We start from the raw sequence: 25,894 nt of genomic DNA on the forward strand, positions 1-25,894 counted from the left end.
GTCCGTCACGTCGTCCGATCTCGCTTCGCCGTCATCGAGCTTCCCGAGCGATCAATGGGGCCAGACGGCCTGACGCACGTAGGACGCTTCCGCTTCGTCATCGTCGCCTTCACCGGCGAGGACGGCAAGAGTCTTCATGCGCCGTACGGCGACCGTATGACGACCGGTCGGCTCGATGACGCCGCGGCTCGTCAGATTGGTCATGGTGCGCGACACGGTCTCAATGGTGAGGCCGAGATAATCGGCCATGTCGAGGCGGGTCATCGGGATCTCGATGCGCGACGCGGGCTGGCTCGAGCAGCCCATGCGGCGAGCGATCAGCATCAGAAAGCTGCACACCCGCTCCTCGGCGCTCTTGCGGGCGAGCAGGACCATCTGGTCCTGAGCCGCCGCCATCTCGTCGCAAATGCGGGCGAAGAGCTGCGGGCGAAGCTCCGGGCACCGCGCGATCTCGTCCTGGAAGCGACCGCGTCCGAACCGGCGCACCTTCGTCGCGACCACCGCCTCGGCGCTGTAGAGATAGCGGTCGCGCAGCGAGACGCCGACGAGGTCGCCGGGGTAGAGGAAGCCGGTGATGACCCGCCGTCCGTCGCTCAGGATCTTGAAGATGCGCAGGACCCCCTCGGCGACGGCGAAGACGTGGCTCGCCGCGTCGCCCTCGAAGAACAGGCTGCCACCCGCCTGAATCCGCTCAAGCGGCTGCCCTTCGAACAGGGCCTCGAGGCTCTCGGGTTCGTTCGGGGAGGCGGACGAGTCGATCGACCGAAGGTGCGGGGCCGCGTTGGGGGAGAGCATCGGATAACCCTTCTCACTGCGTGTGAGAGGGAGACTAAGGTTGGTCGTGTTACCTGCGGACGACCCGTCTATGTTGTTTGGTGCGCGAGTGTTACAGATTGTCACCGCGCCAGCCGCCGCGTCCCGCATTAAGGTACGCTAGTGTCCGGAAAGCCTGCCCAAGCGACGTCATGAATGATCCCGAGAGAGACACCGAGCATATCCTCGTCGTCGACGACGATGCGCGCGTTCGGCAGATGCTCTCGACCTATTTCGAGGACGAGGGTTTCCGCGTCTCCGCAGTGGCGGACGGCGCAGCCATGCGCGAGTGCCTCCAGGGGACCCGCGTCGATCTGATTCTGCTCGACCTGGTGCTGCCGAAGGGCGAGGACGGCCTCGGCCTCGCCCGCGAGATTCGCGCCCGCTCGACCGTGCCGATCATCATGCTGACGGGGCGGGGCGACGTGGTGGACCGAATCGTCGGGCTCGAGGTCGGCGCCGACGATTACATCGCCAAGCCCTTCCACCTGCGCGAGGTGCTCGCCCGGGTGCGCACGGTGCTGCGCCGTCACCAGCCCGCGGCGGCCCCCGCCGCCGCCCCGGTGCCGGCCGACGCGACGGAAGTCTTCCGATTCGACGGCTGGAGCTTCGATCTCGACCGCCGCAAGCTGACCGCGGCGGACGGTACCGACGTCGTGCTCACCACCGGCGAGTTCGACATCCTCGCCATCTTCGTCAAACATCCGGGCCGTGTTTTCGCCCGGGAGACGCTGATGAACCTGACCCGCGGCCGCAAGCTCGAGGTGTTCGACCGCACCATCGACGCGCAGATCGCGCGGCTCAGGAAGAAGATCGAGGTCGATTCGAAGAACCCGGCGCTCATCAAGTCGGTGCGCGGGGTCGGCTACGTCTTTACCGGCCGCTCGGGCGGCTGATTGCGGATCGCGCGTTACGGCGCCTCGGCGCGTCCGGGTGATCGGAGACCTCAGCGCCCGGCGAGCGGGATCGTCACGCCGGCGGCCGCCGCGGGCGGCGGCGCATGCTCCACGAGCCGTTTCCAAGTGTCACGATCGAGCGGCCAGATGTGGATGCCGCCGCAGACCTTGTCGCGGCCATAGGCCTCGAGAAATTCCATCATCTCCGCGGCGACGCCGTCTCGGTCCGCCGCGCTCGCGGCGATGAAGATCGGCACCTCTAGAACACGTGCCTGGGAGGCAGGCCCTTCCCGTGCCTCCTCGGGGAGCGCGGCGACGCAGAGGCCTTGCAGATAGCCGCGAGGATTCGACGCCACGAACACCGTGCCGGCGATGCCGTTGTGACCCGTCTCTTCGAACCCTTCGCGGCAGAAGCGGCGCCACGCGTCGAGATCGAGGTCCGGTTCTAGGCTCCGGATCAGCGGAAAGGCACGATCCACCTTGTCTTCGCTGAGGGGCGACACGGCATAGCTCTTGTTCATCTTTGGGCTCCCCGAACCCTTGGCGGGACCGAAGGACGGGTGCGATCCCGTCTCCCGCTCCCGCACTGAGGCCTTCGCTCGGGCCGCTCAGGGCCCGAGATCATCGTGGCGGTGTGCGCCACCCACTCGGCACGCGGGGCAAGCCCGGCAGGGCTGGCCCGGCGAAGCAAGCCGTCCGCGGCCAACCGGCAGACGGGCCAAGCCGTCCACCGACGCGTCCCGCACATCCCCTCCCCGTGCCCGCCGCCCGCGGCTTTCGTGGTGTGGGACCGCTTGGTCACGCTATTGTGTAACACGCCCGCCGCACCCCGTACCTTGATCCAGGGCAAGACGGCCGACGCCGAAACGACAGCGCCTCACCCCCTCACGCCCGTCCCCGAACCGGCTCCGCCCCACCTCCCGCGACAGACCATAACGGCTTGACGGGCCGGTGACGGGCGCCTAACAGAAGTTCTGTTATAACGTAACAACTGATGGCACCCCCACTGCCGTCGGTTCTGTCAACGGAGTTCCCATGCGCCCGTCCCTGTTCGCCGCGGCCGTCTCGGCCGCTTTCGCGGCGGCCTTGTGCGTGATGCCCGCCGGCGCCTTCGCCGCCACCACGAAGATCGTCGCCGCGGAGAATTTCTACGGCGACGTCGCCAAGGAGATCGGCGGTAGCCACGTTGAGGTGACGAGCATCCTGTCGAACCCCGACGAGGATCCGCACCTGTTCGAGACGAGCCCCTCGACGGCGCGCGCGCTCGTTGATGCGGCGATCGTCGTCTACAACGGCGCCGACTACGATCCGTGGATGCCGAAGCTCATCGCCGCCTCGCCGGCGCCGAACCGCAGCGTGATCGTCGCGGCCGACCTCATCGGCGCCAAGAGCGGCGACAATCCGCACCTCTGGTACAAGCCCGCGACGCTGCCCGCGGTCGCCAAGGCGCTCGCCGCCGACCTCTCGAAGCGCGATCCCGCCCACGCCGCCGATTTCGCCAAGAACCTCGCGGCCTTCGACGCGAAGTTCGAAAAGCTCGACGCCAAGATCGCCGCGATCAAGGCGAAATATGCCGGTACCACGGTCACCGCGACCGAGCCGGTGTTCGGCTACATGGCCGAAGCGCTCGGTTTCAAGATGCTGAACGGCGACTTCCAGCTCGCCGTGATGAATGATACGGAACCGAGCCCGGCCCAGGTCGCGGCCTTCGAGCAGAGCCTTTCGAGCGGCACCGCGCGGATCCTGTTCTACAACAGCCAGGTGACCGACGCGACGACGACCCGGATGCTCGACATCGCCAAGAAGAGCAAGGTCGCCGTGGTCGGCGTGACGGAAACGGAACCGAAGGGCAAGACGATCGCCGACTGGTTCGGCGGCCAGCTTGCCGAAGTCGAGCATGCATTGGGTGGCCTGACGCAGTGACGGCGATCGCCTTCGACCGTGTGAGTCTCGATTATGGGAGGCGTCGGATTCTGTCCGACGTCTCCTTCGCCATTCCGGACGGCGCCTTCGTCGGCGTGCTCGGCCCGAACGGGGCCGGCAAGACGACGGCGATGCGCGCGGTTCTGGGTCTCGTCACGCCGACTTCGGGCGCAATCACGGTGCTCGGCGCACCGCCGAAGCGCGGCAATCCGGCGATCGGCTACATGCCGCAGGCGCGCCGCACGCCCTCGACGGTGCCGCTCTCGGGCTTCCAGTTGGTGCTCGGCGCCGTCACAGGCCGGCGCTGGGGCTGGCCGGTCGCCCGGCCTGAGGACAAGGCCGCGGCCTGGGAAGCGCTCGAGCGGGTCGGGGCGGCCGAGATCGCGCGGCGCCCGATCACGGAACTCTCCGGCGGCGAGCGCCAGCGCGTGCTGATCGCCCAGACGCTGATCGGCCATCCGAAGCTGCTCCTCCTCGACGAGCCGCTCATCAGCCTCGATCCGCCGAACCAGCGGGCGATCGTGGAACTCACAGCGCGCATCGGCCGCGAGCTCGGCATCGCCGTGCTGTTCTGCGCCCACGAGGTCAACCCGCTCATCGGCGCGCTCGATCAGGTGCTCTATCTCGGCAACGGCCAGGCCGCGCTCGGCACCGTGGACGAGGTCATCTCGACACCGGTGCTGTCGCGCATCTACGGCGCGCCGATCAACGTCATCCGCCTCGGCGGACGCATCTTCGTCGTCGCCGAAGACGTCGAGGCAGGAGGCCATCCCCATGAGCACGCTCATGTCCGCGCTGTCTGAGCTCGGCCTCATCCTCGGCTTCGAGTTCATGCGCAACGCTTTCGCGGCGGCGACCATCGTCGCGATCGTGGCGGGCGCCGTCGGCTATTTCCTGGTGCTGCGCGGCGAGACCTTCGCCGGCCATGCGCTCGCCCATGTCGGCTTTCCCGGGGCCACGGGCGCGGCCCTGATCGGGCTGTCGCCGTTCACCGGGCTCACCATCTTCACCATCCTCGCCGGGCTCGGCATCGGGCTCCTCGGCGAGCGGGCCCATCGCGACGTCGCGATCGGCATGGTGCTCACCCTCTCGCTCGGGCTCGGGCTCCTGTTCCTGCATTTCTACACGGCCTATGCCTCGCAGGCGACGAGCCTCCTGTTCGGCAACGTGCTGGCGATCGACCGCGGCACCCTCGCCGCCCTCGCCGGTCTCTCGGCGGTCAGCCTCGTCGCGCTCGGCGCGATCGCCCGGCCGCTGTTGTTCGCGAGCCTCCAGCCGGAGCTCGCCGAGGCGAAGGGGCTGCGGCTCCCCCTCGTCTCCGCCCTGTTCATGACGATCGCGGCGATCGCCACCGCCGCCACGATGCAGATCGTCGGCGTGCTTCTGGTGTTCGCGTTGATGGTCGCGCCGGCGGCGTCCGCGATGCGGCTCACCCGCCACATCGGCACCGGCATCGCGCTCGCGATCGGTTTGGCGCTCGCGATCGCGTGGTCGAGCCTGATCCTCGCCTTCTTCACCGATTGGCCGACGAGCTTCTGGATCACCGCCCTCGGCACACTGGTCTTCGTCGCCTCGGCGGGCTGGAAGCGGATGGTGTCCCGGCGCCGATCGGCGCCGGTCTCCGCGGCCGCTTGATCGCCGTGAGCGGCGCAGGGATGCCCCGCGCTGTACCCCGCCTCAGAACTTGATCTTGAGCGTCCCCTTGATCGCGCTGTCCTGGGCGGACGAGGCGAAGGCGCCATCATAATGCAGGCCGACGTCGATGTTCGGGGTCGGATTGTAACCGAAGCCCACATCGATCAGCGCCGTGTCCCGTCCGATCGGCACGCCCGAACTCGAAAACGACGACGAGCCGGCGAAGAAGGCCGTCTGTGTCGGCGTCAGGCCACCATAGGCATGCTGCCAGCCGAGGCTTCCCGTCAGCATCAGGTCGCCACCCGTCGCGACCGGGATCGCATGGCCGAGGCGCAGCCCGAGCACGCTGTAGGTCGCGCCGAAGGTCTCGCTGTCTCCCGACAGCGCCGCCGCCCCGCCCGTCTCGGTGAAGCCGTCGGTCTTCAGGTTGACGTACGCGAGGTCGGCGAACGGTTCGGCCGTCGTCGCCCCGAAATGGAAGCCGTAGCCCGCCTCGCCGAACACCTGGGCGGTGCCCGCCTGATAGTTCGACGACAACGCCTCGGACATCCCGCCGAAGGCGAGCGAGCGGTTCATCGAGAGATCGTGCCAGGTGTAGCCGGCGCCGAAGCGCAGGCCGAAATCGCCGAAGCGGGCGCCGCCATAGAGGCCGAGATCGTAATTGTCGCTGTCGGCGGAGGAATTCACCCCGTCGACCTCGAACGTCGATTGGCTGTAGCCGCCGAGGAGACCGACCCGCCAGGCCTCGCCGAGGGGGCTGTCGATACCCATCAGGAAACCACCGATCGAGCGTGACAGGGACGCGGCGTTGGCGTCGCCCTCGGTCTGGCCCCAGCCGCCATAAGCCTGCGCCCAGGCGGTCAGCGCGAGGCCGGGCACGAGCTCCGCCGTCTTCGCGGACGCCGCCGCGGCCGCCGGTTCGCCGTTCTTGGCGAAGGCCTGCCGCAGCCGCGCCGTCGCCGCGTCGCGCAGATAGACCGATTGCTGCTGCAATCCCGTCTGCACCGAGGCGTACGCTTGCCCCGAGAGGCTCTCCAAAGCCGCGGTGGCCGTGTCTGTATTCAGGCCGGAGAGCGCGACGTTGACCGGGTTAGACCACGCCAGCCGGTCGGCGACGGTCGCCACGGCATATTGGTTCGTCGTCTGCGCCGCCGTGGTGTAGCTCACCGTCGAGCGCACCATGTCGAGCACGACCGCGCTTGGGGTGTAGACGAGGGTCGGCGCAATGAAGGGATATTGCGTCCCGAGCGCGCCGAAGGCCGGCGCGGAGATCGCCGAGAAGGTGCCGCTGACGCCGTTCGTCGCGGCGATGATGGGATAATAGCCGAGTGCGGGGCTCGTGCCGGCATAAGGCGTCAGCGTGAGCATCGGGCCATCCAGCGAGACGGCGCCGAACACCGCGAGCTGGTCGCTCGAGCCGGGCGAGCCGACCTCCACGCTGTAGGTCGAGCCCGGCTGGAACGCGACATTGCCGGAGACCGTGAAGGTGCCGATCGAGTTGCCGGGGGCGACCGTCGCGCCGGAACCAACCGTGAGCGAGCCGGTGATGAGGCCGGAGCCGCCGAGCGTCGCTCCACTGCCGAGCGAGACCGCTCCCGGCAGGATGCCGTTCACGACGAGTTTGAGATCGCTGACCGAGACCGGAAGCGTGCTGCTGAACAGGCTCACGCCATTGAGGGTCAGCGTGTTCGATGACCCGACGCCGGTGAAGGTCACGCCGACATCGGGCTCGGACGACCCGAAATTACCGGAGGACAGCGAACCGTTGAGGGTGACGGAGCCGTCGATCAGAAGCGAGGGAATGCCGACGTCGAGATAGCTCGACTGGGCGAGATTGAAGGCGCGCGAGGATACGAAGTTCGGCCCGAGCTGCATCGCGCCGAACACGATCACGCCAGTACCGGGAAGCCCGAGGTCCGCGTCACTCGTAAAGCTCGTCTGGCCACCCTCATAGCCGGCTGCGATGACCCCGACGGGAGAGAACCCGATCCGACCGTTTACGTAATCGTAGGCCACGGCATAATAAAGAAACGGAGCGTTACTTGCATTGTATCCGGGCGGATCGCCGTGAGCTTCCTCATAAGCGTAATTTCCGAGCGTCTGCGAGAACGACAGGACGTTCTGAATAGAGATCGTCATCGCACCGACGGGGTAGGTGGTCGGCGAGGCATAAGGTCCCCCGGCGGCGTCCGTCATGAACGTCGCGTCGACCGCCCCGGAATCGAAGATCGTGGCGAAACAGCTCGACGAGCCGTTGTTGGCCCAGCACGCAGGAACCTTCGTGTTCCAGGCCTGCATACCGGTATTGCCGCCGGTCTGGCCGTTGGACTGGAAGCTCGCGAAGGAGAAGCCCGCCGTATTCTCGGCCGTGAGCCCGACGACCAGCACGGGCGAACTGTCGCCGAGCGCTTGGTTCGCCGAGAAGATGAACCCGGAGGCATAGTTGCCCGCCAACTGGGTCAATGGATTGAAGACGTCGAGCCCACCCGAAAAGCCGACCCCCATCACGCCCGTCTGATTCACCGTCCACGTGGGCTCGGAGCGATAACCGGCGCAGGTACCGGGACCATCCTTGCAATTCAGCGTGTCGATGACGCCGAACGTAATCGGCTGCGCGGTCCCGAGCGTCGCCCCACTCGCGTCCACTGCACCGGGGAAATACACGGTGGCCACGGCGATGGTACCCGTGATCACGTTACCGCTCGAATAGGCATACTTGAACGTCGTCGCCGTATCTTGGTATTGGCTGGCACCGAGCGCACTTCTCAAAATATAAAGTCCAGTCGATCCGGTATCGACGAGCACGGAATTGGCGGTCGCCGTCGGACTCCCGATCGCGACGTTGACGTAATAAAAGGGATTATAATCAACATAGCCCGATGGCGCGTCAGCCAACTTAAACATATTCAAGGGAATTGTCGTGGACTCTTGCGCCTCCGCCGAGGGAGCCAAGCTCGCGAACACCGCGCAGCCGATCGCAAATCCCGCGAGCCACTTCATAGCCCCAGACCCCAATTCCATTCCCGAGGCTCCGCCGCGGAGACGGCCGACGATACCCGTTCCGCACCGGTTCCCCCACCGCCTTATCCGGCTCAGAACCTGATCTTGAGCGTGCCCTTGACCGCGCTGTCCTGGGTGGACGAGGCGAAGGCGCCATCATAATGCAGCCCGACGTCGATGTTCGGCGTCGGATTATAACCGAAGCCGACATCGATCAGCGCCGTGTCCCGCGCAATCGGCACGCCCGACGTCGTGAACGCCGACGAGCCGGCGAAGAACGCCGTTTGCGTCGGCGTCAACCCGCCATAGGCATGCTGCCAGCCGAGGCTCCCCGTCAGCATCAAGGCGCCGCCGGTCGCGACGGGAACCGCGTGGCCGAGCCGAAGCCCGAGCACGCTGTAGGTCGTGTCGAAGGTCTCGCCGTCGCCGGAGAGCGCGGCCACGCCGCCCGTCTCGGTGAAGCCGTCGGTCTTCAGATTGACATAAGCGAGATCGGCGAACGGCTCCGCCGTCGTCGCCCCGAAATGGAAGCCGTACCCTGCCTCGCCGAACACCTGCGCCGTGCCGGCCTGATAGTTCGACGACAAGGTCTCCGCAAGCCCGCCGACGGCGAGGGAGCGGTCCATGGAGAGATCGTGCCACGTATAGCCGGCGCCGAAGCGCAGGCCGAGATCGCCGAAGCGCGCGCCGCCATAGAGGCCGAGATCGTATTTGTCGCTGTCGGCGGAGGAATTCACCCCGTCGACGTTGAACGTCGATTGGCTGTAGCCGCCGAGAAGGCCGACCCGCCAGGCTTCGCCGAGCGGGCTGTCGATGCCCATCAGGAATCCACCGATCGAGCGCGACAGCGTCGAGGCGTTGCCGTCGCCCTCGGTCTGGCCCCAGCCGCCGTAAGCCTGCGCCCAGGCGGTCAGCGCCAAGCCGGGCACGAGCTCCGCCGTCTTGGCGGACGCCGCCGCGGCCGCCGGCTCTCCGTTCTTGGCAAACGCCTGTCGCACGCGCGCCGTCGCCGCCTCGCGCAGATAGACCGATTGCTGCTGCAACCCCGTCTGCACCGACGCATAGGCCTCTCCCGACAGGCCGTCGAACGTCGCGGGCGCTTCGGATCCGTTGAGGACCGCGAGCATCTGATTGAGCGGCGAGCTGTCGCCGAGCCTATCGGCCGCGCTCGCCGCCGCCCATTCGTTCGCCGTCTGCGTGAAGGCCGTATAAGAAACGGTGCTGCGCGAGAGGGTGAGCGTGCCCGCACCGCTCAGATCGGCGCCCAGGAAGGGGTAGACCGAAGCGGCCGAGCTGAAGAGCGTATTGTCGACCGTGAAATTCGACGCGACCGCTCCTGCCGTGAAGACTTGATAGCTCGCGCCGAGCGCAGGCGAGAATCCGCTGCCCGGGACCAGGTAGAGTGTCGCACCGCCGGCCGTGAGCGTGCCGCCGACATTGAGATGGTCGGAAGTTCCCACGGAACCGAGCTCCGCGACATAGAGCGAGCCAGGCGCAAAGGTGGCGTCGCCCGTCACCGTCACGGTGCCGAGGGAATGGCCGGGCGAGACCGAACCGCCGCGCTCGACGAGGACCGATGCGACCGTGCCGTTGCCCGACAGCGTGCCGGAGGTGGTCACAGATCCGAGCACGGTTCCATCATTGCTGAAGATGAAATTGTTGACGACCGCGCCCTCGATGAGGCCGCTGTTGCTGAGAGAGCCGGAGGTGGAGACGTCCCCCACGATGGTCCCGCTGTTGCTCATCTGGCCGACATTGAGGACCGCCCCGGTCAGCAAGCCGGAATTGAAGAACGTGCCCGTGTTGGTGACGGTCCCGGTCACCGACCCCGCGTTGTCGAAGGTGCCGCTGTTCGAGACGGCGCCGACGAGGCTCCCGTCGTTGGTCCACGTTCCCGCGTTGCTGACGTCGCCGATGACGTTCCCCGTGTTGACGACGGTGCCGTCATTGACGAAGGCGTCCCCCGATTGCGCGCCGACGAAGGTGCCGCCGTTCGTCAACATCTGCCCGCTCTCGACCGTGTAGCCGTTGTTCACGTTGTAGAACGAGGCGCCGGGATCGACGGTGAGCGATCCCACCATCGTAGCGTTGAGGATGGTCGTGCCCTGCCCGACGGTGACACCGCCCGTATTCATGACGGCACCGTCGAGGATGATCGTTCCCCCGTTCAGGGTCAGGCTGTTCGCGCCGAAGATCATGCCGTCGAAGGTTGCCGTCGCGGTGGTGTTGACGGTGCTCGCGCCGACGAGAAAGAGCGGGAGCGTCGTCTCGAAGTCCTGGGTGAGGTTGAGGGGGCCCTGGGCGGCGATGAGCGGCACCACGGTGACATTGGTGTTCGAGCTGTAACCGTTCGCAGCGATGCCGACGAAGCCGCCGTCCGCGTCGAACAGGACGTCGAAGCCGGCATAGGTGTGCAGGCTCGAGTTGACGAAGCTGCCGCTGTCGCTGGCGTTGATCGGGTAGGGAGTCTGCGGGTTCGTCAGGTCGCCGCTCGTGAAGGTGTAGGACGCGCTGCCGCCCGCGAGGCTGATGGTCACGACCGTATTGTTGTTCTCGGCCGCGGTACCGTTCGGCACATCGATGAACGCGTTGGTGATGCCCGTGTCCATCAGAAGCGTCGTCGAGCTCGTCGTGCCCCCGACGGTGATCGTGCCCTGGACCTGCTGCCATTGGTTCGGCACGCCGTTGGTCCCCGCGCTCTGCAACAGCAGTTGCGCGTAAGTGAAATTCTCACTGGACGTATTGGCCTGCGTCAGGCCAAGACTCACTCCCGTCGGGGTGATGATGTATCCGCGACGCATTGTGCCGGACTGCATCTCAGACAGATTGAGCAATAGATTGTAAGCCTGAGATGTCGGCGGCAGACTACTCACGTACTTCTTCATATCATCATTGTTTTTCTCTGCTGGAAGGGTGCCCTCGCCCATCGTCGTGCGATCGAAGCCGATGCCGAGCATCGAAATGTTGTAGACGGGGCTGTTAATGCCGGTCTGTCCCGCCGCGCAATAATTGGTCGCCCCCTTCAGACACTCATATCCGGTCGCAAAGAGGATTGGTATAAGCGAGGTTATCTGCTGACTCTGGCTATCGCCGAGGATGGATACACTCATCGTCTGGAAAATACCGGTAACGACCAGTCCAGAACTGTTGTAGTAGACCCACCCGGCAGGTCCGACCGGAGTGAACCCGGATGCCCAATATTTCTGCCCGAGAACCATTCCCGTGGAGCCGGTGTCGATCCCGATGGTGGCGGTCACATCACCAACTTTGATCTTCAGGCCCAGCATATTCTGAGTTTCGAGAGCATAAGTCAGATCTTCGTGATCTCCATATTCCACGAAATATGACTGCGTATAATTATTATATAAATTCCATCCATCCGCCGCAAATGCCGTCATCGGAGACGTCACTATTCCAATTCCGAAAATATTAATAGCAAACATATAATTATTAAGACGATTTTTTGAGGAACGCATATCGACACACCCGGTCAGAATTGAAAGAGCAGATAGCATTGGATGTAGACCGGGGTCACAGAACCCCTTCTCAGACTGTCACGCCGGCCCTGCACCACCGCAGGCTCAAGGCGCCTTGAAGCCGATCCGACCTTGCACCGCGTCGAAGGCAATCTCGTAGCGGCGGAACACCATGCCGCCGGCATTGAAGCCGAGCGGTACGCCGTGCGGCGGCTCATAGCGGTAGCGGTTGAGCCAGGCCGAGCGGCCCGCCACGACCGAGAGCGTCATGCCCGCCTGCGGCACCCGGGTCGTCACGACGCTGCCCGGCCGCACCCGGCGGCCGACCGGACGGTTCGGCACTTCGAAGCTGCCGCTCGCCGCGCCGGTATCGAACACCGTGCCGTTGCAGCCCTCCGGTCCACCGTCGACCGAGAAGCAGGTCTGGACGCTCTTGGTGTTCCAGGCCTTGAGGCCCTTCGGCTGCCGGCCGTCGGGCTCGCGGTCGAACGGCGCGAAGCGGAAGCCGGCGGTGTTCGCCGCGGTCAGGCCGACGATCAGATGCGGCGAGAGGCCCGGCCGGGCGAGGTCGTCGGACACGACGATGAAGCCGTTGCCGAGATTGCCGCCGAGCTGCGCGAGCGGGTTGAAGGCGTTGACCGGCAGATAGCCGACGCCCATCACCCCCGCCTGCCCCCAGCGCCAGCCGGGACAGTTCGGCTTCTCCGCCTTGCAGCCGACCGATTGCACGACCTGGATCGCGATCTCCGTCTCGGTCGCGACCGCCGGGTTCGAGCCGGGGAAGGACACCTTGGCGTAGCCAAGCACGCCGTGCAGGACGTTGCCGCTGGTGTAGGAATAGGTCACCGGGATGTTGGTGAGCCGGACATCGGGGCCGACCGCGCTCGCCAGGATGCGCAGGCCGGTCGAGCCGGTGTCGAGCAGCACCTGATGGGCCGCGCCGCCGCCGACCGCGACGGTGACGAAATTGGCGAAGCCGCTGCCGTCCGGCCGATCCTGGAGCGGGATGCGGGCGCTGTCCTGCGCCTGCGCGGCCCCCGCCCCCAACATCATGACCCCGAGCAGAGCCGCGAACGCGCGCCCCAGCACCATGATCCGTCTCCCAATCTCCCCGTGAAGTAACCCTCCGGGATTTTCATGACGGGCGCAAGTCGAACCCGTCTGAGAAGGGAACGCTCGGTCCTCTATACCCAATTCGGGTAGCGCGGCAGCATCACGACATCAGGCCGGCCGAAGCATCTCCGCGAGCGCGCATGCAACCGCAACGGTCGCCCGCTTCAGATCGTCGAGCGGCAGGCGTTCGTCGGCCCGGTGGGCGTTGGCCTCCTCGATGGTGCGCGGACCGGCACCGTAGAGCACGATCGGCACGCCGTGCGCCGCATAATGGCGGGCGTCGGTGTAGAGCGGCACGCCGCCGGTCGCGACCGGCACGCCGAACACCGCACTCGCATGACGTGCGATCACCGCGCCGAGATGGCGGGAGGCCTCCGTCGGCTTCAGCGGCTCGGCGAGCAGGATGCGGCGCACCTCGACGGCGACGCCGGGGAAGGCCGGCGCCGCGCCCTCGATGACGGCACGCAGGTCGGATTCGACCAGGGTCGGGTTCTCCTCGGGCACCATGCGGCGGTCAAGCCGGAAGGCGACGCGGTCGGGCACCACGTTGGTGTTGATGCCGCCCTCGACGAGGCCGATCGTCATCTGCGGCGAACCGATGCCGGGAACCGCCGAAATCTGGCGCGCGAGGCTCGGTCGCCACGCATAGAGCGCGCCCATGATGTGGGTCGCGGCTTCGAGCGCATCGATGCCGGTGAAGGGCTTCGCCGCGTGGGCGGAGCGGCCCTGAACCACCACCTCAAGGTGGAGGCAGCCGTTGTGCGCCTCGACGACGCTGTAGGAGAAGCCGGCGCCGATGGCGTAATCGGGCTTCGTCAGCCCCTCGTCGAGCAGCCATTTCGGGCCGATCTCGCCCCCGCTTCCTCGTCGTAGGTGAAGTGGAGTTCGACGGTGCCGGCGAGCGGGGCCTCGATCGCCTCGAGTGCGAGCAAGGCGAAGGCATAGGTGGCGAAATCGGACTTCGAGACCGCGGCCCCACGGCCGTACATCCAGCCGTCGACGATCTCGGCACCGTAAGGATCGTGCGTCCAGCCGGTGCCCGGCGGCACCACGTCGCCGTGGGCGTTGAGGGCGATCACCGGGCCATCGCCGAAGCGGCGGCGCACGATCAGGTTCGTCGCCGACACCATGCCGGCCGCCTCGACGACATCGCGCGGCACCGGATGGCGCTCGACGACGAGGCCGAGCCCCTCGGTGAGGCGCGCGGCAGCCTCGGCGGCGGCCGCGCAATCGCCGGGGGGATTGTCGGACGGGATCTTCACGATGCCGGCGAGATAATCGATCTGGCGGCCGTGCTCGCGCTCGACGAAGGCGGCGATCCGATCCTCGACACTCGACATGAAGACGCTCCCGAATGCGCGCCGGAGCGGCGCCGTTCAGACACGTCTAACCCAGTGCAGGCGGGCGGCAAAGAGCAGCCCGCCTGCGATTGGAACTCGCCGCTGCTCAGAAGGTCGCCTTCATGTTGAAGACGACGGTGCGCCCCATGCCGCTGCCGGAGGTCGAGAGCGCCGGGGTGTAGAGCTTGTCGAGCAGGTTCGTCGCGTCGACGCCCACCTTGAGGTTCGCATTGACCTGATAGCTCGCGAAGGCGTCCCAGGTCGAATAGCCGGCGACGCGGTCGTCGGTGCTCGAACCGGCATTGATGTCGCCGATATAGCTCGAGGAGACGAAGTTGCCGCGCCCGCCGACGGTCAGCTTGCTGTCGAGCCAGCGGGTGCCGAGCGTCACCGTCGCCATGTTGTCCGGCAGGTAGGAATGGGCGCCGAGGCCGTCCATCTGCGCCGGCATGTCGGTGTTGGTGTAGGTGTAGCTGACCTGCCCGAACACGACACCCATGTCGTAGCCGCCCTGCAACTCGACGCCCTGGACGTAGGTCGTGCCGGGAACGTTGTCGAAATAGCAGCCGTAATATTTGCCGACGCGGGAGCACTCGGCGGTGATGTAGTCCTCCACGTTCATCCGATAATAGTCGATCTTGAAGGTCGCCACGTCGGTCTGGGTGAAGAGCTGCTTGTAGAGGGCGTTGAGACCGACCTCCCAGCCGCGCTGGGTCTCCGGATTGAGATCCGGGTTCGGGAAGAAGGTCGTCGTGCTGCCGGGATGGTTGCCGCCGAGCAGCGTCTCGAAGGTGGTCGGCGGACGGAAGCTCTCCGACCACGAGCCGTAGATCTGAAGCCAATCGAGCGGATTGACCGCGAGTGTCAGCTTGGGATCGAAGCGGCCCTCGGATTGATCGACCGTATAGGCGCCGCCCTGGGTCTTGCTGGTGCCGTTTCCGTCGAGATCATAATAATCGTAGCGCAAGCCCGCGATGAAATCGACGATACCGTAGCTGAAGGTGGTCTGGGAGAAGACGCCGCCGGTTCCCGAATCGCCCGAAGGATTGACGCCGCCCTTCACCGTCGAAACGTAATCTTGGAACCACTCGGCGCCGTAGATCGCCGCCACGCCGACCGGGCCGAGATCGAACCGCGAGGTGTTCGAGGTGTCGAAGCCCCAGCCCTCGTCGGTCACGTTGCGCCCGGTATAGGAGCCGACCGTGATCGGGGAATCGTAGGTCATATCCACCTGATTGTAATAGCCGTTCAAACCGAAATCGATCAGCGGGTTGTCGGGCGTATAGGTGAAGTTCGACGTGTAGGTCTGTGAATTGACCGTCTGGTTGTAGGAGTTGGCGCCGAAGGTGTTGTTGTAGAGTACGCCGCCGATGGCGAGGCGGGTGTCCTCGGTCGGGTCGATACGGGCCTTGAACAGGCCGGACGTCAGGTTCTGCGCCGTGTAGGGCTGCGAGACGCCATCGCCGTTCTGGTAATTGTTGGTGTCGTTGTGGCTGACCGCGCCGGCGATCGCGGCGTTGGGGCCGAGATTGGCGCCGAGGCCGACCATCTCCGACCAGCCGGTTCCGTTCGTCCCCCACGACAGGTTGCCGATCGCCCCCCAGGTCTTGCCGGCCTGGATGATGTCGTCGATGCCGAGGGTGCGGAAGTTCGCGGTGCCGGCGAGCGCGCCCGCACCGCCCGCCGTGGAGACGGCGCCGCGCTGGACGTCGACCCCGGCGAGCAGCGCCGGATCGACATAGGTGAAGCCCTGGGCCTCGTGACCGGTGAAGCGGAAGTTCTGCCGCACGCCGTCGATCATCATGTTGACGCGGCCGGATCCCTCGAAGCCGCGGATGTTCACCGCGATGCCGGGGTTCTGCATGTTCTCCCGGGTGAAGGTGCCGGGCATGGTGCGCAGCACGTCGCCGAGGCTGTGGCCCGTGAAGGTCCCGATCTCGTCCTGCCCGACGGTCGAGACCGCCGCGGGCGTACGATAGGGCTCCTCGGACGACAGACCGGCGCCGGAAACGTCGATCTGCGGAATGACGAGCGCATTGTCGGCGGCGGCGGCGTTGGCCGTCGCACCCTTGGCGTCACCGCCGGCCGTCGCGGCGGCACTCGTGGCCGAGGCATTCGCGGCGGCCTTCGTCCCACCATCGCGGGGCTCGAGGTGGTCTCCTGAGCCAAAGCGGGTGTGGCGGCGAAGGAGAGGAGAACGAGCGCGGTTGTCGGGAGACGTCGGGCGGAGTGGGGCGGTGGATGGGACATGGGCACCTGCGCTGGGAAGGGCGAGGCCGCGCTATTGCGACGCATTCGCATGAATGTCCCTTAGCAGCCCCTCACCTTCTGACAACACAGATTTGCCGATTTCATGTTGCATTCACCTAAATGCGCTAATTTCGCCACAAATTATAATATTTATAATGCTGAACATTGGATCTTCTCCAACTACAGAGAGAGCATCCCCGATTCTTTCGTTTTCTTTCATCGTCACAGTGCGCGCGCGAGTACATGGCCGCCATGGCGTATACGGAGCCGCCCGCGCGAACAGGAGCGATCGATCGAAGCCGCGCAGACGATTTCCTGCTCTGGACGATCACGATTTTTCCGACTTCGCCATGCCGCGCGAACACGGGAAAGGCCCGCGCCTCGACAGCCCGGCCGCAGCCTCGTGCGCTTGGATCGGGCCTGTCACCGCCCAGGACGCGGCGAGGGTCGCGGCCGCGTGGCTGAGGAGGACGTTGCGATGACGTCGGAGCCCATGAAGCCGGTTTCGTCGAACCTCACGGCCGCTTTCGATTGGATGGATCTCGTCGGTGTGCCGGTCCTCTTGATCGAGCGCGACACGCTCCTCGTGAAGGGGGCCAATCGGGCCGCCCAGGCGCGGTTCGGGCCGAACCGCCTCGGCGCCCTCCCCCGCCCCTTCAGGAACCTCGCGGCGGATGGCGGAGCAGCCGCGCTCGCCGCCGCCTTCGCGGCGATCGCCCGCGGCGAGACCGATCCCGACGCCGTCGAACCCGTCTTCTTCTGCCAATTGAACGAGTGCGTGCGTTGCTTCCGCTTCAAGCTCGCCCCGTTCCCGCCATCGCCCGACCTCACCGTCGCGACGATGATCGAGGTGCAGCCGCAGGCGTCCGGGGATTGGCGCAACCGCCTCGAAGAAATCCTCGATCTTCTCCCCGTCGGCGTCGAGATCTACGACGACGGCTTCAACGCGCTCTTCTTCAACCGTAAGGCCGACGATCTCTTCCTCTATCCCGAGCGCCCCGTACTCCAGCACGACGATTGGTTCGAACTCGGCTTTCCGGATCCCGACGAGCGGGCGCGCCGCTATGCCGAGTGGCAGGACAGGGTGGAGAACGCGCGGCGGCACCGCGACCGGGTCGAGATCACCGAGTGGAACATGCGGTGCCGCGACGGCCGCAACCACGTCGTCCAGTTCCTGATCCGCTTCGTCGGGGACACCTTCCTCATCGTGCAATGGGACGTCACCGAGCAGCGCGCGCTCGAGGCGGAACTGTCGCGTCTGGCACGCCGGGATTCCCTGACCGGCGTCCCCAACCGGCGTGCCCTTCTGGAGGTCGCCGAGGCGACGTTCGCCGCGCAGCAGCCATTTTCGCTGCTGATGCTCGATATCGACCACTTCAAGGCGATCAACGACCGCTACGGCCATCCGGCCGGCGACGACGTCATCCGCGCCGTCGCGGCGCGCTGTGGCGGCACGTTGCGGGAAGGTGACATCCTCGCTCGGTTCGGCGGCGAGGAATTCGCCGTGCTGCTTCCCAACACGAGCCCCCCGAGGCCCGTGACGTGTCCGAACGGCTGCTCGCCGCCGTCACGTCACGCCCCGTCCCCGTCGGCGAGATGGAGATCCCCGTCGGGATCAGCGTCGGCGGCGCCTCGCGCCGATCGAACGATCTACGCCTGGCGGATCTCTTCGCCCGCGCCGACGCCGCGCTCTACGCGGCGAAGGGACAGGGCCGCCGCCGCACGCTGGTCGCTGACTGAGAAACAAAGGCGGGAGCGGGGAAATCCCGCTCAGGGGATGAAGTAGAACGGATCCGGCAACAGGAACGACCGCAGCGAATGGCCGCCGGCGAGATCCGAGGCCTGATCGCCCATGTTGGCGATGATGGTGTAGCCGGCGGATTCGATCCGGCCCCGGACCGGCGCCTTGAAATCGGCGGCCGAGCGAAATGTGCTCAGGTCCGGCTTCATGTAGAGCTGGGTGTAGCCGACATAGCCGGCGGCCTTGAGATTGCGCTCGGTCTCCGCCCGCAACGCCTCGCTCCGGCCGGTGATGAAGAACACCGCGACGCCGTTCGCCTTCGCCGTCCGGAACAAGGCGAGCGTCGGCGCGATCGGCTTCGCCTCGGCCCGCGCGACCCACGCGGCCCAGCCGCACGGCCCCTTCGGCAGCGAGCGGCACGGCGCATCGGGGAAATAAGCAAACTGGTTAGCCGAGAGCTCTGCCCAGTTCGACAGCGATGTCTCGTCGATGTCGAGCACCAGCGCCGGGTGCTTGGTCTTGCGCGCCTCGGAGCGGATCCACGCGGTGGCCTTTCCGGCGACGTCGGAGAGGCCGCGCTCGTAGGCGCCGCTCTTGTAATAGGCGAATGCCGCCGCTTGGGCGGCCGAAAGGTTCTCCGGCTGCGCCCCGTCGGTGACCGTACCGGCGGGGAGTGCCGGGGCCTTGAGCGTCGCCGTGTCCGCGAGGGCCGGGCCGGCAAGCGTCGCGGCGACGCAGAGGATGGAGAAGCCGCGGACGAAAGCCCGCTTCAAGCCTTGAGAAGCCATTCGTGCTCCGGCGCGTTGTAAAATTTCCAGGTCCGCTTCGGACCGGCCATGACGTTCAAATAATAGAGATCATAACCGTGGATCGCCGCGCAAGGGTGATAGCCCTTCGGCACCAGGGTGACGTCGCCGTCTTCCACCACCATCGCTTCGTCGAGCGAGCGGTCGTCGGTGTAGACGCGCTGGAAGGCGAAGCCCTGGGGCGGGTTGAGACGGTGATAATAGGTCTCTTCGAGGAGGCTTTCCGCCGGCAGCGCGTCGCGGTCGTGCTTGTGCGGCGGATAGCTCGAGGTATGGCCGCCGGGGGTGATGACCTCGACGACGAGGAGCGAATCCGCCGGCTCGCTCTCGGGAAGAATATTCGTCACGTAGCGGGTGTTGGTGCCCTTGCCGCGCACCTCCTGGGAGACGGCGTCCGGCCCGATATAGCGGGCGGCGCGGGCGCCGCCGGTGCCGGGCGCGGAGCACACCGCGAGCGTCACCTCGGTCGCAGCCTGGACCTTCCAGTCCGCCCCCGCCGGCACGTAGACGGAATGGGGCTTGCCCTCGAACGGCGACATCCGCTCGCCGACGATTCCGAAATCGAAATCGTCGCCCGCAATCGCCGCCTTGCCGGAGACGAGGACGAGGCAGACCTCGCGATCCCCGGTCGCCGCCTCGGCGATCTGGCCGGGGGCGAGCTTCTGGATCTCGAAGCCCACATAGCCCCAGCCCGCGCTGTCGGGCGTCACGGTCAGGACGCGGCCGTGGCCGGCCTTCGGCTTGACGAGAAGTTTCGGCATCGTCGTCCCCTCGCTCAGCGCTTCAGGCCGGCTTCGGCGATGAAGCGCACCAGATTGTCGTATCCGAGCTTCGCGTAGACGATCGGAATGGCTTTTTCCGGATCCTGCTCCGCCTCGATGACGATCCAACCGGCATAATCCGGCACCTCGCGCAGCACCGAGACATAATCGACGCAGCCGTCGCCCGGAACGGTGTAGACGCCCGCGACGACGGATTCGAGGAACGACCAGTCGCCCTTCTCGGACTCCGCCTTGACCGCCGGCCGCACGTCCTTGGCGTGGATGTGGGCGATGCGGTCACGGTAGCGGCGGGCGAGCGCGGCCGGGTCGGCGCCGCCCCAGGTGGCGTGGCCGGTGTCGAGCAGGAGTTTCACCGCTGGGCCGGTGCCGGCCATCATCCGGTCGATCTCGGCTTCGGTCTGGACCACGGTGCCCATGTGGTGGTGGTAGACGAGGGTGAGGCCCTCGGCGGCGACGAGTTCGGCGAAGCGCGTCAGGCCGGCATTGAAGCGGTCCCATTCGGCGTCGGTCATCACCGGGCGGGTCGAGAGCGGCGCGCCGCGGGTGCCGTGGACGGTGCGGGTGCACTCGGCCGCGATCAGCACGGCGCAGCCCATCGCCTTCAGGAGATCGATGTGGGCGCGGGCCGCCGTGAGTTCCTCCTCGGGGCTGCGCTCGATCAGGAAGGTCGAGTACCAGCCGGAGACGAGGTCGAGGTCGTGGGCGGCGAGGATCGGGCGCAGCAGCGCCGCGTCGCGGGGGAACTTGTTGCCGAGCTCCATGCCCTCGAAGCCGACGCTCTTGGCCTCGGTCAGGCACTGCTCGAGCGGGATGTGGCCGCCGAGTTCCGGCATGTCGTCGTTGGACCAGCCGATCGGATTGGCGCCGATTCGGATCATGGAGGCTCTCCCAGAGGTGCGTCCGGTTGGACGAAAGGCAGGTTGTACGAGGGGCACGTTGAGGCGAAACGGGCCGCCGACGGCGGCCCGAAGAAGGCGAGGATCAGTTGACGAGGCGCTGGGCCGCGAGCGCCCGCTCGTAGGCCGCCCGGGCGTCCGCCACCTCGCTGCGGCGGCTCACTTCCGGCACCGCGACGTCCCACCAGTGACCGCCCTCCTGGGTGGTGATCAGGGGATCGGTGTCGATGACGAGGACGGTGGTGCGGTCATTGGCGCGGGCGTCGGCCAATCCGGCCTCGAGGTCGGCGATCGAGGCGACCTTGCGGGCGATGGCGCCGAGGCTCCCGGCGTGGGCAACGAAGTCGATGTCGGGCAGCGCGACGTGCCGGGTGTCCTTCAGGAGATTGTTGAAGTTGGCGCCGCCGGTGGCCATCTGCAGGCGGTTGATGCAGCCGTAGCCGCGATTGTCGAGCACGACGATGGTGAGCTTCAGCCCGAGCATCACCGAGGTCGCGATCTCGGAATTCAGCATCAGGTAGGAGCCGTCGCCGACCATCACGACGACGTCCTCGTCGGGCCGCGCCATCTTCACGCCGAGGCCGCCGGCGATCTCGTAGCCCATGCAGCTATAGCCGTATTCGAGATGGTAGGTGCCGGGTCCACCCGCCTGCCACAGCTTGTGGAGTTCGCCCGGCAGACCGCCGGCGGCGCAGACGACGATGCCCGACGAGCCGAAGGCGCGCTGCACGGCGCCAATCACCTGACCATCCGAGGGGAGCTCGGCATTGGTCGGGGCTGTCGCGGCCGCGACGGCCCCGAGCCATTCGCCGCGGCCGCGTTCGCCGCCGGCGGTCCAGCCGGCCGGGGCCCGCCAGGCGCCGAGTTCGACGGAGAGTTCGTCGAGCCCCACCCGCGCGTCGGCGACGAGCGGCAGCGCCCGGTGCTTCGCCGCATCGAACGGCTGCACGTTGAGGCCGATGATGCGGCTCCCCGCATTCTTGAACAGCGCCCACGAGCCGGTGGTGAAATCCTGGAGACGGCTGCCGACGGCGAGGATGACGTCCGCCTTTTCAGCGAGCGCGTTCGCCGCCGACGAACCCGTCACGCCGATCGAGCCCATGTTGAGCGGATGGTCCGCGGGCAGGCTCGACTTGCCGGCCTGGGTCTCGGCGACGGGAATGCCGTGGCTCTCGGCGAAGCGGGCGAGCGCCGCGCTCGCGCCCGAATAGAGCACGCCGCCACCGGCGACGATGAGGGGCGCCTGGGCGCCGCGCAGCGCGGCGACGGCGGCCGCGAGCTCGTCCACGGCCGGGCGCGGCCGGCGCAGACGCCACACCCGCTCCACGAAGAAGGCTTCCGGATAATCGAACGCCTCGGCCTGTACGTCCTGGCAGAGCGCGAGGGTGACCGGGCCGCACTCGGCCGGGTCGGTCAGCACGCTCATGGTGCGGGCGAGCGCCGGGATGATCTGCTCGGGGCGGGTGATGCGGTCGAAATAGCGGGAGACGGGGCGGAAGCAATCGTTCGCCGAGACGGTGCCGTCGCCGAAATCCTCGATCTGCTGGAGCACCGGATCGGGCCGGCGGTTGGCGAACACGTCGCCGGGCAGCAGGAGCAGCGGCAGGCGGTTGACGTGGGCGAGCGCGGCGGCGGTGACGAGGTTCGTCGCGCCGGGGCCGATCGAGGTCGTCACCGCCATCATGCGGCGGCGGAAGCTCGCCTTGGCGTAGGCGATCGCCGCATGGGCCATCGCCTGTTCGTTGTGGGCGCGGAAGGTCGGCAGCGTGTCGCGGACCTGATAGAGCGCCTCGCCCATGCCGGCGACGTTGCCGTGGCCGAAGATGGCCCAGACGCCGCCGAACAGCGGGGCCACATGGCCGTCGATTTCGGTCTTCTGCGCGGCGAGGAAGCGGGTGAGCGCCTGCGCCATGGTGAGGCGGATGGTCTTCATGTCGGTCCTCGGGCTGCGCCGCAGCGTTCGGGCGCTGGTCTCGTCGATGATCTTCTGTTGGAGCGCCGACCTCCGCGGGAGGAAGCCGCGCCCGGCGCATTCCTAGCGCGAAGCCGCGCCGGAGGGCAGTCGTCGCGCGGCCGAGGCCGGTCGCGAGGACGCCGGCCTCACGCCGCTTCGGTGCGGATCACCTCGTGCCAGGCCTCGACGAGCGTCGCGAAGCGGCGGGCCATGTCGGCGGTCGCCGTCTCGTCGTCGATCTCGCCGGCGAGCCACTTGGCCGCGGCCTCGGCGAAGATGGTGCGCCCGACGGCGAAGCCTTTGACGAGCGGGCTCGCGGCGGCGGCCCGGAACGCGGCCATCAGTTCGGCTTCCGGCGCCTCGAGGCCGAGCAGCACGATGCCGCGGCAATAGGGATCGTTGCGGGCGATCACCTCGGAGATCCGCCGCCACGCGATCGGGTTCTCCTGGGGCTCGAGCTTCCACCAGTCCGGCTTGATGCCGAGATCGTAGAGCCGCGCGACGACGCTCGCCACCGTGTCGGGCCCGAGCGCGCCGTGCTTGCCGGAGATGATCTCGACGAGCAGTTCGCGCCCCGCGGTGCGGGCGGCGTCGTAGAGGCGCAGGAGTTCGCGCTCCTGGCGCGCCTTGAGCTCGGCCGGGTCGTCCGGATGGTAGAAGCAGAGGCACTTGATGGTGTGGCCGATCGGCCATTCGGTCAGGTGGCTGCCGAGATCGGGCAGGTGATCGAAATCGAGCGGGCGCGAGCCCGGCTGCTCGACGGGCCGTCCGATCCAGAACGGCAGGTGGCCCGCCTTGAACAGCGCCTTCCCGCCATAGGTGGAATCGAGCAGCATGCCGAAGCCGGTGCGCCCGGCGGCGACGCGGGCCGCCGCCTCGACCGCGAGGACCTTGAAGTCGGCGATGCGCTCGCGGGGAACGCCGAGCCGGTCGGCGACGGCCTCGAGCTGCGAGCGGTGATCGATCGCGAGCGCGACGAGGCCCTCGGGCTGGTCGCGGCGGGTCGTCGCCCAATGGATGTGGTTGAGCGCCGGGTCCTTGCGCAGCGCGCGGAAGGCGCTGCCCTTTTCGAGGAAGTGGCTGAGCTCGGCGAAAGTCGGATATTCGGGCGAGCACAAGAGGCGCGACACCGCGAAGGCGCCGCAGGCATTGGCCCAGGTCGCGCAGGTCTCGAACGGCTCGTCCTTGAGCCAGCCGCGCAGGAAGCCGGACATGAAGGCGTCGCCGGCGCCGAGCACGTTGTAGACTTCGATCGGGAAGCCGCGGCCGACGATGCCGTCCTCGAGATCGTCGCTGATCGGACCGTCATAGACGATGCAGCCCATCGCGCCGCGCTTCAGCACGATGGTCGCCGAGGAAACGGCGCGGATTGCCTTGAGCGCCTCGAGCACGCTGTCGGCGCCGGAGGCGATCATGATCTCCTCTTCGGTGCCGACGATGAGGTCGCAATCCGGCAGCACCGTCTTCAAGTGGGCGGAGACGCGATCGGACTTCACATAGCGCTCGAAGCCGGCATCGTGGCCGGCGAGGCCCCAGAGGTTCGGGCGGTAATCGATGTCGAACACGACCTTGCCGCCGCTCGCCTTGGCGATGCGGATCGCCTTGCGCTGGGCGGCGTCGGAATTCGGCCGGGAGAAATGCGTGCCGGTGACGACGATCGCCGTGGCCCGGCGGATCAGGGCCTCGTCGATGTCCTCCTCCGACAAGGCCATGTCGGCGCAGTTGTCGCGGTAGAAGATCATCGGCGAGACGCCTTCGTCCTCGACGGCGAGGAGAACGAGCGCCGTCAGCCGTTCGCGGTCGACCACGACGCCGTCGGTCGCGACGCCCTCGCGGGCGAGCTGTTCGCGGATGAAGCCGCCCATCTGCTCGGCGCCGACGCGGGTGACGAGCGCGGACTTGAGGCCGAGCCGCGCGGTGCCGACGGCGATGTTGGCGGGGCAGCCGCCGACGGACTTGGCGAAGGAAGTGATGTCTTCGAGCCGCGAGCCGATCTGCTGGCCGTAGAGATCGACCGACGAGCGACCGATCGTGACCACATCGAGCGTCTTCGCCATCATCTTCTCCTTGGGCACGGGGCGGGCTCTCGCGCGAGCTCTTTTCGATCGGCATCGGGACGCAGGCGGGCAACCGCACCGGCCGGGTCCGTGCCGAAAAACCGGCCGCCGACGCCGCTTAAATGAAGCACACGTTTCTAAAATCGTCAATATGGAATGCAAATTCCATTATTCCGACGATCACCCGTCGGCGCGCTCGTCCTGCCCGCCGCGGCGCGCTTCGGCCACCGCAACCGTCAGGGTCATCGCGAGCGCGAGCGTCGCGGCGAGCGACCGGAACCCCTGGTAGTCCGCCTCCACCACCTCGAACCACAGCTCGGTGTCGGAGGTGAGCGGGCTGAACGGGCTGTCGGTGATGACGACGAGCGGCGTGCCCTGCTGGGCGATCTGCTTCGTGTAGGCGAGCGTCGCCGAGGCGTAGGGCGTGAAGCTGATGGCGATCGCCGCGTCCCGCGGGGTCGCGAAGGAGAGCGTCTCGGTGTCGGTGCCGGCGGCGGAGCCGATCAGCACCGTCTTCACCCCGAGCTTGCCGAAGGCGTAGCTCATGTAGGTCGTGACGGGGTACGAGCGCCGCTGGGCGATGAGATAGATCGTCTCGGCCGCCGCGAGCCGCGCCGTCGCCGCCTCGATCAGCCCCAATTCCACCCGGTCGCGCAGGCTGTCCACCGATTGGTGGGTCGCCTTGCAGAAGCCGTCGAACAGCACGGCGGCGCGGGAATCCTTGGGCGCCTCGGTGCGCAGCGATTTGAGCCGGTCGTCGTAGGTGGAGACGCGGTCGCGCAGCCGCTCCTGGAAGATCGCCTGGAGATCGGAGAAGCCCTGGAACCCGACGGCTTGCGAGAAACGCACCAGCGTCGAAGGCTGCACCTGTGCCTTCTCGGCGATGGTCGCGACCGTCCCGAACGCGATCTCGTCCGGGTTCGCCATGGCGAAGGTAGCAACCTGGGCGAGCCGCTTGGGCAATTTCACCGCCCGACTCACGAGCAGTTCCCGCAAAGCGCGAAAATCCCGTGGCGGCATGCCCCCTTCATCCTCGGCGGAGACGGTTGTGCTCATCGGCTCACCTCCCTCATTCCGATCGCGCCGCGGTCCGCTCGCGCCGGTGCCGCGCTTGACTCACGCGGTTCGTCTGGAATATAAGTTCCATAACATAAAACAACGGCAAATAAATTCCGAGATGCGCCGCTCCTTGGCGCGACACCCGGGTGGGGA

19 protein-coding genes are annotated in these 25,894 nt (G+C 67.1%); 5 read left to right on the forward strand and 14 right to left on the reverse strand.

Annotated elements, in window-relative coordinates; genetic code table 11:
• Window positions 1–51: 51 nt before the first annotated feature.
• Window positions 52–795: a helix-turn-helix domain-containing protein gene (locus F0357_RS05885; protein WP_153479500.1), complete on the reverse strand. Its 744-nt coding sequence runs from the start codon at window positions 793–795 to the stop codon at window positions 52–54.
• Between the two features lie 170 nt (window positions 796–965).
• Here F0357_RS05885 and F0357_RS05890 point away from each other — a divergent pair, with 170 nt between their 5' ends.
• Complete coding sequence (locus F0357_RS05890; RefSeq protein WP_153479501.1) at window positions 966–1,709, forward strand: response regulator; 744 nt, start codon at window positions 966–968, stop codon at window positions 1,707–1,709.
• 50 nt (window positions 1,710–1,759) lie between these two features.
• Here F0357_RS05890 and F0357_RS05895 read toward each other — a convergent pair whose 3' ends face one another.
• Window positions 1,760–2,230, reverse strand: coding sequence for a hypothetical protein (locus F0357_RS05895; protein WP_153479502.1), 471 nt, complete (start codon window positions 2,228–2,230; stop codon window positions 1,760–1,762).
• A 514-nt stretch (window positions 2,231–2,744) separates the two neighbouring features.
• Here F0357_RS05895 and F0357_RS05900 point away from each other — a divergent pair.
• Genes F0357_RS05900 through F0357_RS05910 form a run of 3 tightly spaced genes read left to right on the forward strand, consistent with a single transcriptional unit; the run spans window position 2,745 to window position 5,267 of the window.
• Window positions 2,745–3,632 carry a metal ABC transporter solute-binding protein, Zn/Mn family gene (locus F0357_RS05900; protein ID WP_153479503.1) on the forward strand — a complete coding sequence of 296 codons (888 nt, stop codon included), beginning with the start codon at window positions 2,745–2,747 and terminating at the stop codon, window positions 3,630–3,632.
• Window positions 3,629–4,435, forward strand: coding sequence for a metal ABC transporter ATP-binding protein (locus F0357_RS05905; RefSeq protein WP_208948233.1), 807 nt, complete (start codon window positions 3,629–3,631; stop codon window positions 4,433–4,435). The genes F0357_RS05900 and F0357_RS05905 overlap by 4 nt, the downstream gene beginning before the upstream one ends.
• Window positions 4,407–5,267, forward strand: a complete 861-nt coding sequence (locus F0357_RS05910; protein ID WP_208948234.1) for a metal ABC transporter permease — start codon at window positions 4,407–4,409, stop codon at window positions 5,265–5,267. Before F0357_RS05905 ends, F0357_RS05910 begins: the two co-directional genes overlap by 29 nt.
• A 42-nt stretch (window positions 5,268–5,309) precedes the next feature.
• Here F0357_RS05910 and F0357_RS05915 read toward each other — a convergent pair whose 3' ends face one another.
• The 6 genes from F0357_RS05915 to F0357_RS05935 all read right to left on the reverse strand — a co-directional run bounded on the left by F0357_RS05915 (window position 5,310) and on the right by F0357_RS05935 (window position 16,222).
• Window positions 5,310–8,162 (reverse strand): autotransporter outer membrane beta-barrel domain-containing protein, encoded by a 2,853-nt coding sequence (locus tag F0357_RS05915; RefSeq protein ID WP_208948235.1) that lies wholly within the window; start codon window positions 8,160–8,162, stop codon window positions 5,310–5,312.
• A gap of 197 nt (window positions 8,163–8,359) precedes the next feature.
• Window positions 8,360–11,554, reverse strand: a complete 3,195-nt coding sequence (locus tag F0357_RS05920) for an autotransporter outer membrane beta-barrel domain-containing protein (protein WP_208948236.1) — start codon at window positions 11,552–11,554, stop codon at window positions 8,360–8,362.
• Window positions 11,555–11,848: 294 nt separating this feature from the next.
• On the reverse strand, window positions 11,849–12,835 hold the full coding sequence (locus tag F0357_RS05925; RefSeq protein ID WP_153479507.1) for a hypothetical protein: 987 nt from the start codon (window positions 12,833–12,835) through the stop codon (window positions 11,849–11,851).
• A 129-nt stretch (window positions 12,836–12,964) separates the two neighbouring features.
• Window positions 12,965–13,591, reverse strand: a complete 627-nt coding sequence (locus F0357_RS25120) for a M20/M25/M40 family metallo-hydrolase (RefSeq protein WP_312861472.1) — start codon at window positions 13,589–13,591, stop codon at window positions 12,965–12,967.
• Window positions 13,592–13,671: 80 nt separating this feature from the next.
• A complete protein-coding gene (locus F0357_RS25125) occupies window positions 13,672–14,196 on the reverse strand; it encodes a M20/M25/M40 family metallo-hydrolase (RefSeq protein WP_312861473.1) in 525 nt (174 codons plus the stop codon).
• Window positions 14,197–14,302: 106 nt separating this feature from the next.
• Window positions 14,303–16,222: a TonB-dependent receptor domain-containing protein gene (locus F0357_RS05935; protein ID WP_312861684.1), complete on the reverse strand. Its 1,920-nt coding sequence runs from the start codon at window positions 16,220–16,222 to the stop codon at window positions 14,303–14,305.
• A 702-nt stretch (window positions 16,223–16,924) separates the two neighbouring features.
• On the opposite strand from F0357_RS05935, the gene F0357_RS25620 reads away from it, so the two are divergent.
• Entirely contained in the window at window positions 16,925–18,232 is a 1,308-nt protein-coding gene (locus F0357_RS25620) for a GGDEF domain-containing protein (protein ID WP_208948237.1), read from the forward strand.
• On the opposite strand, the gene F0357_RS05950 is transcribed toward F0357_RS25620, so the two are convergent.
• From F0357_RS05950 to F0357_RS05975, 6 genes are all read right to left on the reverse strand, one after another.
• The gene (locus F0357_RS05950) at window positions 18,217–18,975 is read right to left on the reverse strand and encodes an HAD family acid phosphatase (RefSeq protein ID WP_153479510.1); all 759 of its coding nucleotides are present in this window, start codon (window positions 18,973–18,975) and stop codon (window positions 18,217–18,219) included. The two genes, F0357_RS25620 and F0357_RS05950, sit on opposite strands and share 16 nt — an antisense overlap.
• Window positions 18,957–19,754 (reverse strand): 5-deoxy-glucuronate isomerase, encoded by a 798-nt coding sequence (iolB, locus tag F0357_RS05955; protein WP_153479511.1) that lies wholly within the window; start codon window positions 19,752–19,754, stop codon window positions 18,957–18,959. The genes F0357_RS05950 and iolB overlap by 19 nt, the downstream gene beginning before the upstream one ends.
• A gap of 14 nt (window positions 19,755–19,768) precedes the next feature.
• The gene (gene iolE / locus F0357_RS05960; protein ID WP_153479512.1) at window positions 19,769–20,653 is read right to left on the reverse strand and encodes a myo-inosose-2 dehydratase; all 885 of its coding nucleotides are present in this window, start codon (window positions 20,651–20,653) and stop codon (window positions 19,769–19,771) included.
• A gap of 103 nt (window positions 20,654–20,756) precedes the next feature.
• Window positions 20,757–22,604, reverse strand: coding sequence for a 3D-(3,5/4)-trihydroxycyclohexane-1,2-dione acylhydrolase (decyclizing) (gene iolD, locus F0357_RS05965; RefSeq protein ID WP_153479513.1), 1,848 nt, complete (start codon window positions 22,602–22,604; stop codon window positions 20,757–20,759).
• A gap of 167 nt (window positions 22,605–22,771) precedes the next feature.
• Window positions 22,772–24,682, reverse strand: coding sequence for a bifunctional 5-dehydro-2-deoxygluconokinase/5-dehydro-2-deoxyphosphogluconate aldolase (locus tag F0357_RS05970; protein ID WP_153479514.1), 1,911 nt, complete (start codon window positions 24,680–24,682; stop codon window positions 22,772–22,774).
• Window positions 24,683–24,862: 180 nt separating this feature from the next.
• On the reverse strand, window positions 24,863–25,738 hold the full coding sequence (locus F0357_RS05975; protein WP_153479515.1) for a MurR/RpiR family transcriptional regulator: 876 nt from the start codon (window positions 25,736–25,738) through the stop codon (window positions 24,863–24,865).
• Window positions 25,739–25,894: the final 156 nt, after the last annotated feature.

It is taken from the genome of Segnochrobactrum spirostomi, assembly GCF_009600605.1.
GTDB lineage: Bacteria > Pseudomonadota > Alphaproteobacteria > Rhizobiales > Segnochrobactraceae > Segnochrobactrum > Segnochrobactrum spirostomi.

Bases quoted from the DNA above. Each gene is read 5' to 3' on its own strand.
- F0357_RS05910 (WP_208948234.1), top strand. From the start codon at position 4,407: ATGAGCACGCTCATGTCCGCGCTGTCTGAGCTCGGCCTCATCCTCGGC.
- F0357_RS05900 (WP_153479503.1), top strand. From the start codon at position 2,745: ATGCGCCCGTCCCTGTTCGCCGCGGCCGTCTCGGCCGCTTTCGCGGCG.
- F0357_RS05925 (WP_153479507.1), bottom strand. From the start codon at position 12,835: ATGGTGCTGGGGCGCGCGTTCGCGGCTCTGCTCGGGGTCATGATGTTG.
- iolE (WP_153479512.1), bottom strand. From the start codon at position 20,653: ATGATCCGAATCGGCGCCAATCCGATCGGCTGGTCCAACGACGACATG.
- iolB (WP_153479511.1), bottom strand. From the start codon at position 19,754: ATGCCGAAACTTCTCGTCAAGCCGAAGGCCGGCCACGGCCGCGTCCTG.
- F0357_RS05890 (WP_153479501.1), top strand. From the start codon at position 966: ATGAATGATCCCGAGAGAGACACCGAGCATATCCTCGTCGTCGACGAC.
- iolD (WP_153479513.1), bottom strand. From the start codon at position 22,604: ATGAAGACCATCCGCCTCACCATGGCGCAGGCGCTCACCCGCTTCCTC.
- F0357_RS05920 (WP_208948236.1), bottom strand. From the start codon at position 11,554: ATGCTGGGCCTGAAGATCAAAGTTGGTGATGTGACCGCCACCATCGGG.
- F0357_RS05975 (WP_153479515.1), bottom strand. From the start codon at position 25,738: ATGAGCACAACCGTCTCCGCCGAGGATGAAGGGGGCATGCCGCCACGG.
- F0357_RS05970 (WP_153479514.1), bottom strand. From the start codon at position 24,682: ATGGCGAAGACGCTCGATGTGGTCACGATCGGTCGCTCGTCGGTCGAT.
- F0357_RS05895 (WP_153479502.1), bottom strand. From the start codon at position 2,230: ATGAACAAGAGCTATGCCGTGTCGCCCCTCAGCGAAGACAAGGTGGAT.
- F0357_RS25125 (WP_312861473.1), bottom strand. From the start codon at position 14,196: ATGTCGAGTGTCGAGGATCGGATCGCCGCCTTCGTCGAGCGCGAGCAC.
- F0357_RS05950 (WP_153479510.1), bottom strand. From the start codon at position 18,975: ATGGCTTCTCAAGGCTTGAAGCGGGCTTTCGTCCGCGGCTTCTCCATC.
- F0357_RS25620 (WP_208948237.1), top strand. From the start codon at position 16,925: ATGACGTCGGAGCCCATGAAGCCGGTTTCGTCGAACCTCACGGCCGCT.
- F0357_RS05885 (WP_153479500.1), bottom strand. From the start codon at position 795: ATGCTCTCCCCCAACGCGGCCCCGCACCTTCGGTCGATCGACTCGTCC.